Origin of the sequence: Psychrobacter sp. Marseille-P5312 (assembly GCF_900291405.1) — a bacterium.
GTDB lineage: Bacteria > Pseudomonadota > Gammaproteobacteria > Pseudomonadales > Moraxellaceae > Psychrobacter > Psychrobacter celer.
Genome location: NZ_OLML01000001.1, coordinates 1,958,192 through 1,971,099, shown reverse-complemented (window position 1 = coordinate 1,971,099; position 12,908 = coordinate 1,958,192). Strand labels below are relative to the sequence as shown.

The following is a 12,908-nucleotide window of genomic DNA, read 5'->3' as shown; positions in this document are numbered from 1 at the left end:
AGATTTACTATTCCATTTTCCATTCGTTTGCTAGCAGCCCAAAATGCACTACATCGTTATAAGATTGTCCATCAAAGTGCTGGTCTCTTAATACTCCTTCTTGAGTAAACCCAAGGTTAGTATGGAATTTGATTGAGGGTATATTATAAGCTAGCGCCTGACCACAAATTTTATGTAATTTGAGGTTTTCAAAAGCATAATTTAATACCGTCACACCCAATTTTCTTCCAGTGCCCTTCTCTGAGTTTGGCGCAATATAAAAACCCCAATCAGCAATGCTAGTATGCGTCAGCTTGTTGATATTGACAAAGCCAGTAGGTTTGCCACTCAGTTCAAAAATAAGCACGTAATGATCTGGGTTATTATTAGCTCTTTTATACCAATTAGCATGTTCGGCAAATGTTATCTTGTGTTGAGTATACATATAACGGCTTATATCAGGATGATTACGCCATTCCAGTACCTGCTCAAGATCAGACTCTACCATTAGTCGCACTTGACAATTCCAATCAGTCATCATATCGGTTTTCCATATTCTCTATTACTAGGGCTGAACCACGACCATCAAGAATTCGTGAAGCGTTCACACTCATTTCTTCAAGCACGCTTTGTGTATCGGTAAAATATTTTATTGCTTTTACTATCATAGACTCTAAGTCAGACTCTAAACTGATAGCAAATACTGAATTTGCATTTCGTAAATTCAAGGCTATTTGCTGCTGATTTTCAGCCAAAACGAACATTATAGTAGGTAGTCCTAAACAACAACGTTCCCACGATGTTGAACCAGCAGCACCAATGGCTAAATCACTATTAGCCATTAATTCAGCCATATTGTTTACACCTCTCTTTACTTGAGTTTTCCAAGGCAGTACTTTTGCCTGAGCTTTTACACTTTCAATCCACGGTGCTGTTGAACCCATAACTACCGTTATTTTACAACATTCCGGTAAAAAACTATTTTGAAGGCCTTTGAGTATTTTTGACGTTATATTGTCTTTGTCAACACCGCCTAAATTTATAAGCAAATGCTTAAGCATACCATCTTTTCGACGTTCGAGACTGTAATCTCGCCACTTAGCAAATTCAGGGCGCAGCAATGCATATTTTGAACCACATAAGACTTGACAGTTATCAGGAATCCAATCAAGATAATCTTTTATATGCCGCCCAAATGTTTGATCAAGCAATATATCACAATCATGAGCACGATCAGCTAAATCATCTATGACCATAAGTTTTTTACAATATGGTCGCAGCGTTTTTTCCCATACTATATCGATAGCATAATGATCAACGATTAGCCAATCCGGCTCTATAAGTTTAATTATATCAATGCACTGCTGCGCATCTTCTTGCTGTGTAGCTCCTAGCCAATTAGCGTGTGAAAGCTTTGCACCATTTCTATCAGTCTTTTCTACATCAGCTTTAAATGGTAGGCTATAAACTTGATGACCACGCTTTCTGATCACTTCAAGCAAATGACCTTCATGCTCACGGCAAATGAAGCAGCACTCTGCACCTTTTTTAGCCAAAGCATCCGCTAATGTGAGACAGCGCATCACATGACCAGTACCTATCTGTATCGAAGCATCGCAACGGAAAACGACTCTCATCCTTGTAACGCCTTAAATAGCCATTCTGCGCGCTCCCAATCTTCAGGAGTATCAATATCTTGTACACGGTGTCTTGGTAAAATAACGGGAGTAGATTCAGCGCCAAAGATTGTTTTTTCATTTACCCAAGCATCTACCCTACCCCAATAGAATTGACCAGCATCATGCCAAGCTTCTTCTAAATCTTGAGAGCGAGTATTAAAGTTATTCGCATCGAACATCTCTACTCCTAACTCAGGATTAAGCTTAATAGCTCTTTGAATAGGAAAAGCATAACTTGTCACTGTAAAAGCATAAGCTGCATTATTATCCTCTAGTTGCTGCAAGCCTTGCTGTAAGTATTCGGCGGTAACAAAGGGAGCCGTGGCATATAAGCAGCATACTAGATTGGTATCAACTCCATGCTCTACAAGCCACTCAATGGCATGACGTATCACGGGAATGGTACCAGTATAGTCATTAGACAGCTCTTTTGGTCGTATGAACGGTACTTCAGCGCCATAACTTTTAGCAACTTGGGCAATTTCACTATCATCTGTAGATACAATGATTTTATCGAAACAACCAGATTGTAAGGCAGCTTCGATTGAATAAACAATCATTGGTTTACCACAAAATTCTTTGATATTCTTGCGCGGTATACGTTTACTACCACCACGAGCCGGAATCACGGCAACCTTCATAATAATAACTCTTTCAGGGTGGCAATTATTTTATCCTGCTGTTCTTCTGTCATTGTCGGAAACATCGGAATACTCATTGCTTCTTTATAGTATTGTTCAGCTTGAGGAAACTGACCTTTTTCAAAACCCATTTCTTGATAATAAGGCTGCAAATGTACAGGAATATAATGCAAATTAACTAAGATACCCGCTTCACGCATTCCTTCAAAAACTTCTAGATGCGTTTTAGTAATCTTATCTAATTGCAAGCGAATGACATATAAATGTAAACCTGAATAACCATCTTCATGCTGCCAAGGTAACGTTACAGGTAAGTCTTTCAGTAATTCATTATAACGTTCAGCTAGCTCATGACGCTTAGCAACGAAATCATCTAAGCGCTGCATCTGAGAGACGCCCAACGCTGCTTGCAATTCTGTCATGCGATAATTAAAACCTAACTCTATTTGTTCATAATACCAAGGACCATCCATAGGTTTGGTCATGAGGCTAGAGTTACGCGTAATACCATGACTACGAAATAGGTCTAATTTTTCTGCCAACTCAGCATTATTAGTCACTGCCATGCCACCTTCAGCGGTAGTCACTATTTTTACAGGATGGAAGCTAAATACAGTAATATCACTATATCGACAATTACCAATAGGCTCGCCTTTATATTTACCACCGATGGCATGCGAAGCATCTTCAATAATTTTGAAGCCGTACTTTTTGGATAAATTATAAATCGCTTCCATATCGCAAGGCTGACCACTGAAGTGTACCGGAACCACTACTTTGGGTAATTTTCCCGATTTTTCGGCATCAATCAGTTTCTTCTCTAACTCTTTCGCACATAGATTATAGGTATTAGGGTCAATATCTACAAAATCAACCTGCGCACCGCAGTACAGTCCACAATTTGCTGAAGCAACAAAAGTATTGGGCGTCGTCCAAAGCCAATCACCTTCTTTTAAGCCTAATGAAAGACAAGCAATATGCAGTGCAGATGTGGCACTATTGACTGCCAAGGCATATTTTACGTCACAAGCATCCTTTACTGACTGCTCAAATGCAGGAACTTTAGGTCCTTGAGTTAGAAAATCCGATTTAAGGACTTCAACAACAGCATCAATATCTTGTTGATTAATATCTTGGCGGCCATAAGGAATCATTTAGATACTCCCAATATTTTCACGGTTGGTGTCTATCCACGCTTGCAAATCAGCATCACTCATCCATTCGCTATTATTATCACTGGCATATTCGAACCCTTCAGGGACACGTTTGCCGTCTTTTATTCGTGCTGGATCTGTTGCCCACTTATTGATAGTAGGTAAAATTTTGAAGTGCTCTGGATACTCGTAAGTATAATAAGCATCTTCAACACTAATCATTTGCTCATGTAATTTTTCACCTGGGCGAATACCAATGACTTCTTGCTTCGCTTCAGGAGCAACCACTCTAGCCAAATCAGTCATCTTCATAGACGGGATTTTTTTTACATAAATTTCACCGCCTACCATATCTTCAAAGGCATGCCATACTAACTCAACGCCATCTTCTAAAGAAATCATAAAGCGGGTCATACGGTCGTCTGTAATTGGCAACACACCTTTGTCTTTAATAGACATAAAGAATGGAATAACTGAACCACGAGAGCCCATTACATTTCCATAACGTACGACTGAGAACTTAGTACCATGCTCTCCAGAATAAGAGTTAGCTGCTACAAACAACTTATCAGAGGCAAGTTTAGTAGCACCATAAAGGTTAATAGGGCTACTGGCTTTGTCAGTAGATAGCGCAACCACGCCTTTAACGCCTTTATCGATACAGGCATCAATAAGGTTCATTGCACCATTAATATTAGTTTTCACGCATTCAAAAGGATTGTATTCTGCTGTAGGCACAATTTTGGTGGCTGCGGCATGCACGACATAATCAACGCCATCTAGAGCACGATATAGACGTTCTTTATCACGTACATCACCGATAAAGAAGCGAACTCTGTCATCGCCTTCAAACTTCTTTGCCATATCCCATTGTTTCATTTCATCTCGAGAAAAAATGATAACTTTTTTAGGGTTATACTTAGCCAAGGTCATTGGTACAAAGGTGTTGCCGAATGATCCTGTACCACCTGTGATTAAAATTGTTTTGTTTGTTAGCATAATTTTGTCCTATATTACTATGAGCAATTAACTATAAATTAGTGAAAAAGTTTCGTTTGATTTTCCTAAGTTTTCTTTTAAGGTGACTTCCATTTTTTCTGATAGTTCTTTTTTCAAGTCTTCGAATCTCCTATCTGAAAGTAGCTGTATTGACTCACTTATAGGACCTACTTTATTATCGTATTCTATATACTTTAACCCATCTAAATTAGAAAGCACATTTGAATTTAGGGAGTCCTTTTTGACGACTATTAAGCTTCCACCTACTGCAGCCTCATAAATACCCCCTAAGCCTCCCCGATCTTGTGCAATAATAATATGAGTAGAATATAGATAAGAAAAATACACTTCTCTAGGCATATCATTCAAAAGGGTTGTTTTTAATCTAACTTTCTTATACCTTGCTAGCATATTTAAAACTAAGATAGTCGAAAATAGTTTAGGTATAACACGTACACCTAATGGTGCGAAAAAAGCAATCTCCAGAGTCCTAGAGTTCAAAGATTCTGAATTATTTAGTATAAAGTTTTTTAAGTCAGGTAATATGCCTTCTTGAAACAACTCGAAAGGCTTTGGTTTGGTGAAAACTAAAATCCTAACAGTATTTTGCAGTTGCAATTGTCTTAATATACTTGTACTGATTTCATTTTTAAAGCAATCCTGAATATTATTATTTAAGTACTTATTAGTTATCATATTAATATTATAGATAGTCAGTCTTCTGCCTAAGGTTTCTTCAAGAAGTCTTCCCCAAGGATCGTATAGACATATAAACTTAGAAACTTTAGCTAATATATCTAATGTGTACTTATCAACAAGTGACTTATTGTCTACAGTTAATCTTCCATTTGCTTGATAAAGATTATGCCAACGCTCTACCTCATCATCAGTAATTCTAATGATTAGTTGATTATAGGTAATTAGTTTTAAATGAATAAGGTCGTATATGACCTTTGCATTAAAAGAGTGTAATGAGGTAATTGTGACAGTCTGGATATCCCTATATATATCAGGGTTTGTTAAATCATCAGCAAACAAGATATTAAAATTACCTAGATTTGACTCTAAATCATTTTCTGACTGAGCATCATAAAATATAAACTTTAGCTTAGTTGAATCTATGCCATATGTATTTACTAAATTATATACTAGTGTATAGGAGTGCATGTTTTTTGCGGATAAGATAAACAGGTGCATATATAAAAACTCATTTGTGAAAAGTAGTTATCGGAGCTAGAAGTAATAGCTTATAAAATTATTAACTATTACTTACTTTAGTTGGCTCAATAAACTTCATTCCTTTTGTTCCAACTTCATACTTTAGATACTTAGGTTCTAATTTATCACCTTTAGCCATTTGGATAAGGAGAGCAGGAAAGTTAACTCCAGCCAAATGTGAAAATGGATAGCCACCTCCAAATCGTGCATTGAACTCTAGAATATAAGGGTTTCCTAGGTGATCTAATAAAATATCGATATCTAAATTACCAATATGACCTAATTTACTTCCTAAATTATTAGCTAAATCCTGAATTAATGAATTATCTACAACAGTCGCTGCATCAGTCTCACCAGAACGCATAGCAACTTTTTCTTTAGCAACCGTAACCAACCTATTTGAATCTAAATCATTAAATACATCAACACCAAACTCTTTTTCTGTAATATATTGTTGTATAAGAACAGACTCATCCAATTGAGTGCTTAAAATATTTAAATAGCTTGATTGAATGGCACGTTGGCAATAGGAGATGAAAAACGTAACATCCTCCATATTATCTGCTTTATAAACGGATAAAGATCCCATTCCCCATCTAGGCTTTATAATTACAGGAAAGCCAATCTCTTTTTTAGCTACGGCATCCTTAAAGCTTAATAACGATTTGTATGTTTGTGGAGTTGGTAAGTTGTTTTTAACTAGGAAATTATAAGTAGACCATTTGTCATTAGCGATATCTATAACATTTTTATCGCTAACTACAAGACATATACCAAGCTCATCAAACTTATCTTTATTCTTTGCCAGATAAGGTAGGTCAATATCGAATAGCGATAAAACCAGACTGATATTTTCTGATTTACATATATTTAAAAGGGTTGGTATATAACTATCAGAATTAACGTTTGGCACTTCAAATGCTTTATCAACAACTTTCATAGCAGAAGTATTGATATCAGAGTTAGCTCCAATGACTAACCCATTGCCATTTAAAGCTTTTTTAAAATACTCAACTAAATAGCTTCGTCTACCTACACTTGTGAGTAAAATATTCATAAATCCTCTAAAAGTCGATTTTTATTAGTTAGTAAATTAAATATGCCGCCGGTGTGCCAGAATAAAACGTTTGATCCTAAAGGGATTTTCTGAGTATTAATTAGCTTTTTCATTCCGTAAAAGGCTTTGCCAGTGTAAGTCGAGTCTAATAATAACCCTCTTTTAGCACATTGTTTTATAGTCTCATTTATATCTTTCGAGCTTTTAGCATAGCCGCCTGTAACAAACTCATCAATGAACTCAATATGATTCTTTGTTGATGGTAATGAGCAAAAATCAGTTAATTCGTTAACAGCATTAGTTACTGCCTCAAGTCCCCGTTCTTTCTCACGAGCTATTGAGATGCCAATAACTTGTACTTCTGGAAAAAGCTGCTCGAAGCCGACATGTAGACCCGCTTGTGTGCCCCCAGTTCCGCTAGCCACCACAACAAAATCAGGCACCCAACCATTAGAGTATTTAACAAAATCATTGACAGCGTCTTTCAAAGCTAAGCTGCCATGAACTGAGTGGCCGCCTCCCCAAATATAATATGGATTAAGTCCTCGTTCTTGATAGTCAAGCATGGCTTGATCCATTAAATGTGAAACGTCCTTTAACTCACAGAATATAAGATGAGCTCCACTTAGCTTCATCAGGAACAAATTATCTTTTGTATAGTCTTCTCTATCATGGATAATAAGGGTACATGGCCATCCAAGCTGTGCACATGCTAGAGCACAATCACGAGCGTGGTTAGAACTAGCTGAACCAGCCGAAACGACAGCATTAGCATTTTTGCTCTTAGCATTATTTAATATGAATTTAAGCTTTCTTGCTTTAGAACCACCGAACAAATATGGATAGCTTGAGTCACTAAACACTTTTATATGATTGTAAATACTAGTTATCATAAGTGTTTTTCCAAGTAAACTTTCGTTTTATGGGCGTTCTTAATTTCGGATTCTATAAAACCAAATGATTTATAGAGTTTTAGAGCAGCAGTATTACTTTTAGAAACTTCCAGTTTAATTAACTTACACTTCGAGTTTTTAGTTGATAGAATCATAGACTCTAAAATTTTATTTCCTAAACCCTTACCCCTAGAAATAGGATCTACATGCACGATATTAATATAAGCATATTCATCGTTTAGATAATAAGAAAGAAAAGCAGAAATGTTGTTATTGTCATCATAGATGTAGTGATAATGACCTAGCTTATTTATCTTTTCGGCAAGCTCATATAACTCAATACGTGATGATAATTTAGGAGAAAAATCAGCATCAATAGTATTTAGATAGTTATATAATTTCTCTGTAGATATCTTATTAGTTTTTACATCAATCGTAGAGCTATTAACCAAATATATAATTTTATTTAATTGTTCTTTATTAATCCCTGAGTAAATAGGCAAACATAAAATTCTACTTGCAATATCTTTAGATATTGGCTGATAGGTTCTTAGTTGGAAGTATTCAATAGTATCTAAAGAAGGAAAGAAATATCGCCTTGCAATAACGTCATTTTCTTTTAACACATTCAGAACTTGTGTCGCTTTTTCATCTGTATCAAAAACAATTGGAAAATAGGCGTAGTTATACTGGATTTCAGGATGTAGCTTTTGCAACTGATAGTGACTGCCCAATGCCTCTGCATAAGTATTCCAGACCTTAGATCTAGAATTAAGATTGCTCTCTAGCTCATCTAAGACACATAGGCCCATCGCTGCCTGGAACTCATTCATCTTAGCATTGATACCTAAGCTGTCAATTTCTTCTGGGCCGACAATACCAAAGTTGATTGCTTTCTTTGCACGTTCTAAGTCTTCTTTATGCTTAAATACAATCGCACCCCCCTCAATAGAGTGAAAGAGTTTGGTAGCATGAAAGCTTAAAGTGGCTGCATCGCCATAGCTGAGTAGGCTTTTATCTTTGAAAGTAACACCAAATGCATGTGCTGCATCATAGATAACTTTTAGGTTATATTTCTGTGCAATAGTATCAATAGCTTCTACATCGCAAGCATTACCAAAAACGTGTACCGGTACTATTGCTTTAGTATTTACAGTTATTTTGTCTTCAATCTTAGCCGGATCTAAACACCAAGTATCAGCATCAATATCTGCAAAAATAGGTTCAACACCTTGCCACTTTAATGAGCTTGCTGTGGCAATAAACGTAAAGGGAGTAGTGAGGGCTTCAGGCTTATCAGCAGCTGTTATACCTAAAGCGTGATAAGCTACCTGAAGAGCAAGTGTGCCATTGGAAACCAGTAGAAGGTTTTCCACACCTAAATAGCTCTCTAAGCGTTGAGTCAATTCTTGTACTAATGGGCCATTATTTGTTAGCCAGTTACGCTCGTATATGCCATCAATATATTGATTAAGCTTTTCTCTATTCGGAAGGTAAGGCTTGGTGACAGGAATCATAATTAAAGCTCTCCCGCTAGATGAAGCAAATATTGGCCATAGCTGTTTTTACTTAATTCTTTACCAACACGTTTTAAGTCATCATTATTCAGCCAACCATTGTTGTAAGCAATTTCTTCTAAGCAGGCAACTTTATACCCTTGACGCTTTTCAATAGTCTCAACAAACTGCGCAGCTTCTAGTAAGCTCTCATGAGTACCTGTATCTAACCAAGCAAATCCACGGCCTAATAGCTCAACGTTTAAGTCACCACGCTCCATGTACATTTGATTGACCGTGGTAATCTCAAGCTCACCTCGATCAGAAGGTTTAACTTGTTTAGCAATCTCTATGACATCGTTATCATAGAAATAAAGTCCAGTCACTACATAATTAGATTTTGGCTTGGACGGTTTTTCCTCTATTGAAATGGCTTTCTTGTTTTTATCAAATTCAACCACCCCAAAGCGCTCTGGATCCTTAACTTGATAGCCGAATACAGTAGCGCCAGAAGCTTGACTGGCCGCTTTACGTAGTAAGGGAGAGAAACCTGGGCCATAGAAGATATTATCACCAAGCACCAAGCACACATTGCTATCGCCTATGAATTCTTCACCGATAATAAAAGCTTGTGCTAAACCATCAGGGCTCGGTTGTACCGCATAACTAATATTGATACCTAGTAGCTGACTACCGTCATCTAGTAGGCGTTTAAAGCCATCTATGTCATCAGGCGTACTAATAATTAATATGTCTTTAATGCCAGCAAGCATTAGCACTGATAGAGGATAATAAACCATAGGCTTATCATAGATAGGCAGAAGCTGCTTAGAGACACCCTTAGTAATTGGATAAAGACGCGTACCTGAACCACCTGCTAAGACTATACCTTTAGTATTCATTTATTCACCTGCTCCTAGTCTTTCACGTTGATAGCTGCCATCTTGGACGCGGCTGCACCATTCCATATTATTCAACCGTTTTTCTGATACCGCTGTCAAAAGTCTCTGCCGGCGTCCAATTTAACTCATTGGCAATTTTGCTAGCATCAATAGCATAGCGTAAATCATGCCCTGGACGGTCTGTTACAAAGGTAATTAAAGATTCGTACAGCTGACCATTCACCTGTGGTTTTAACTCATCTAAAATATGGCAAATCGTTTTGACTACTTCAATATTTTGCTTTTCGTTATGTCCGCCGATATTATAAGTTTCGCCAACCTTGCCTTCAGTGACTACTTTATATAACGCACGTGCATGATCTTCTACAAATAACCAATCACGTATTTGATTGCCTCTACCATAAATAGGCAAAGCTTTGCCATCTAGAGCATTTAAAATGACTAACGGAATAAGCTTCTCAGGGAAATGATAAGGACCATAATTGTTAGAGCAGTTAGTGACTAAAATAGGCAAACCATAGGTACGATGCCAGGCACGGACTAGATGGTCAGAACTTGCTTTAGACGCAGAGTAAGGTGAGCTTGGCGCATAAGGGGTAGTTTCAGTAAATAAATCCGTCGTGCCTTCTAGATCGCCATAAACCTCATCGGTAGAGATATGATGAAACTTAAACTGTTGTTTATCTAGGTCGTCAAGATTTTGCCAGTATTGACGAGCAACCTCTAATAAATGATAAGTGCCGACGATATTGGTATTAATAAATTCAGCAGGCCCATCGATAGAGCGATCTACATGTGACTCTGCTGCTAAATGCATCACAAGATTGGGTTTAAAGCTATTAAATGCTTTTTCTAACGCTTCTTTGTCACAAATATCAATCTGTTGAAACGTATATCTTGGATTTTGATCAATCTCTTTAAGGGATTCCAAGTTACCCGCATAGGTTAACTTATCAATATTTAAGACTTCGTCTTCCGTATTATGGATAATATGACGGATAACAGCAGAGCCGATAAAGCCTGCGCCACCTGTAACGAGTATTTTCATGATTAAACCTTTATATATGCCCTATTATAGGAAGCTAAGAATGCTTAGCCATCTCTCTAAATTTAGGACTATTATCTACAAGCTCTTTATAAGTACCTTGGTCAATAATACTTCCCTTTTCCATAAGATAGATGATGTCACATTTTTCTACCGTTTTTAAGCGATGAGCAATCATAATAATAGTTTTTTGGCCACTAAAATCATGAATAGCATCCATGATTATTTTCTCAGTGATACCATCAAGCGCACTGGTCGCTTCATCAAATATTAAAACATCTGCTTGATTATAAAGGGCTCGAGCAATACCAATGCGCTGGCGCTGACCGCCAGAAAGTTGTACTCCACGCTCACCCACTTTGGTATGAAGTCCTTTAGGTAACTCTTCAACCAGTTCAGTTAAATGTGCCAGCTCAATAGCCTTCAGCACTTGATTATAATCAATCTCATTAGCGGATATCCCAAAAGCAATATTTTCAGCAATACTACCTTCACTCAAAAATATACTTTGGGGCACAAAACCTAAGTTATTTTGCCAGCCTCTTATATTATCTTCAGTGATAAGCGTGTCATCAATATAAATGTGACCAGATTGAGGGGGCAGCAGACCCAGAATGATATCGATTAAAGTAGATTTACCTGAGCCGGAAGAGCCCACGATGCCTATGACATGATTAATAGGAATAGAGATACTGACATTATTGAGAGCGTAATTCTCTTTGTTGGGATAAGCAAAAGTAATATTATCAAGCTTAATTTGCTGCTCAAACTTTAGTTTTGGAGATACTGTTTTTTCATTGAGTTTATTCTGAGTTATTTTCGATTGCTGTAAATCCTCTTTGACAGCTTCAAAAGCTGCTGAGTTCCCTTTAATCTGCGTAATACTAGAGTAAATTTGCTGTAAAGCAGGCAGTAGTTTAAAACAAGCTAATGCATAAATAGCTAATACCGGAAGCACCTGCCCTAAATTTCCATCGTAACTCTTTATTAAGACGAGTACTAAGCTAATCATAGCTCCAAAAGCCAGCAGCTCAACAAAAAATCTTGGCACTAGGCTAATCGTCTTATTCGTTCCCTGCGCGCGAGCTTGCAACCCACCTTCCTCTGTGAACCTATCTATGAAGTCATACTTACGGTCTAATAGCAATACATCCTTAATACCACCAAAGCCTTCGTTCATTAATCTAAATCTTTGCGTAGAGACGGCTGATAGTCTACGCCCATTAAGTATAAGAGACTTACGCACAAGCTTGTACATAAGCATATAAGATAAAACAAAGGCAGAGATACCCGCTAGTGCGATGATAGGGTTATAAATAAAGATACTGATTGAAATAAATAAGGCCAATACTAACTTAGCATTAAGACTCATCAAAGGCTGAATAATACCTCCACTGATTCTATTAGCTTCAGTAGACACTTGCTTGGTAAGCTGGGCGCTACTACCACTGGCATGAAATAACCAAGATTGCTGCATATAGTATGAGTATAAGCGGTCTGCCAACTCTGTACCCACACTTGCCGCATACACCGCTAAACGCCAAGTAGTGAGCATAGACACTATAGTAGATATTGTAAGCATTAAAAGCACCAGACAACCGGCAGCAAATACAAAGTCAACAGGGCTATTTATCCCTGAAAACTGATAAAGCTTGGAATAAACACCTTCCTGTTGTAGTAAACTTATATCACCTACTAATGCCATAAAGGGAGCGATAGAGGCAATACCTACTAGCTCTGTAAAGGCCATAAGAATGACTAGAAACTGTAATATGTAAAAATGCTTACGTTGCTTCTCAGAAAGTAAAGAAAATAGCTCTTTTATGACGCTTAACATATAATTTC

The 12,908-nt window shown here is 37.3% G+C and carries 11 protein-coding genes and 1 pseudogene; all 12 read right to left on the bottom strand.

The annotated features are described in order from the left end of the window. Nucleotides 1-7: 7 nt before the first annotated feature. Nucleotides 8-520, bottom strand: coding sequence for a UDP-4-amino-4,6-dideoxy-N-acetyl-beta-L-altrosamine N-acetyltransferase (pseH, locus tag C6W44_RS08540; protein WP_227526395.1), 513 nt, complete (start codon nucleotides 518-520; stop codon nucleotides 8-10). Continuing rightward, on the bottom strand, nucleotides 510-1,616 hold the full coding sequence (gene pseG / locus C6W44_RS08535; RefSeq protein ID WP_105245005.1) for a UDP-2,4-diacetamido-2,4,6-trideoxy-beta-L-altropyranose hydrolase: 1,107 nt from the start codon (nucleotides 1,614-1,616) through the stop codon (nucleotides 510-512). Before pseG ends, pseH begins: the two co-directional genes overlap by 11 nt. Next, nucleotides 1,613-2,299 (bottom strand): pseudaminic acid cytidylyltransferase, encoded by a 687-nt coding sequence (pseF, locus tag C6W44_RS08530; protein ID WP_105245004.1) that lies wholly within the window; start codon nucleotides 2,297-2,299, stop codon nucleotides 1,613-1,615. The genes pseG and pseF overlap by 4 nt, the downstream gene beginning before the upstream one ends. Next, a complete protein-coding gene (gene pseC / locus C6W44_RS08525; protein ID WP_105245003.1) occupies nucleotides 2,296-3,453 on the bottom strand; it encodes a UDP-4-amino-4,6-dideoxy-N-acetyl-beta-L-altrosamine transaminase in 1,158 nt (385 codons plus the stop codon). Before pseC ends, pseF begins: the two co-directional genes overlap by 4 nt. Next, nucleotides 3,454-4,452: a UDP-N-acetylglucosamine 4,6-dehydratase (inverting) gene (gene pseB / locus C6W44_RS08520; protein WP_105245002.1), complete on the bottom strand. Its 999-nt coding sequence runs from the start codon at nucleotides 4,450-4,452 to the stop codon at nucleotides 3,454-3,456. Nucleotides 4,453-4,479: 27 nt separating this feature from the next. Beyond that, the gene (locus C6W44_RS08515; protein ID WP_105245001.1) at nucleotides 4,480-5,649 is read right to left on the bottom strand and encodes a hypothetical protein; all 1,170 of its coding nucleotides are present in this window, start codon (nucleotides 5,647-5,649) and stop codon (nucleotides 4,480-4,482) included. A gap of 61 nt (nucleotides 5,650-5,710) precedes the next feature. Next, nucleotides 5,711-6,727 (bottom strand): ATP-grasp domain-containing protein, encoded by a 1,017-nt coding sequence (locus tag C6W44_RS08510; protein ID WP_105245000.1) that lies wholly within the window; start codon nucleotides 6,725-6,727, stop codon nucleotides 5,711-5,713. Further along, on the bottom strand, nucleotides 6,724-7,620 hold the full coding sequence (locus C6W44_RS08505) for a 1-aminocyclopropane-1-carboxylate deaminase/D-cysteine desulfhydrase (RefSeq protein ID WP_105244999.1): 897 nt from the start codon (nucleotides 7,618-7,620) through the stop codon (nucleotides 6,724-6,726). Before C6W44_RS08505 ends, C6W44_RS08510 begins: the two co-directional genes overlap by 4 nt. After that, complete coding sequence (locus C6W44_RS08500; protein WP_158676707.1) at nucleotides 7,617-9,137, bottom strand: GNAT family N-acetyltransferase; 1,521 nt, start codon at nucleotides 9,135-9,137, stop codon at nucleotides 7,617-7,619. The genes C6W44_RS08505 and C6W44_RS08500 overlap by 4 nt, the downstream gene beginning before the upstream one ends. Before the next feature lie 2 nt (nucleotides 9,138-9,139). Continuing rightward, the gene (gene rfbA / locus C6W44_RS08495) at nucleotides 9,140-10,018 is read right to left on the bottom strand and encodes a glucose-1-phosphate thymidylyltransferase RfbA (protein WP_105244998.1); all 879 of its coding nucleotides are present in this window, start codon (nucleotides 10,016-10,018) and stop codon (nucleotides 9,140-9,142) included. Continuing rightward, nucleotides 10,019-11,066: pseudogene (gene rfbB, locus C6W44_RS08490) on the bottom strand (dTDP-glucose 4,6-dehydratase). A gap of 34 nt (nucleotides 11,067-11,100) precedes the next feature. Further along, nucleotides 11,101-12,900: an ABC transporter ATP-binding protein gene (locus C6W44_RS08485; RefSeq protein WP_105244996.1), complete on the bottom strand. Its 1,800-nt coding sequence runs from the start codon at nucleotides 12,898-12,900 to the stop codon at nucleotides 11,101-11,103. Nucleotides 12,901-12,908: the final 8 nt, after the last annotated feature.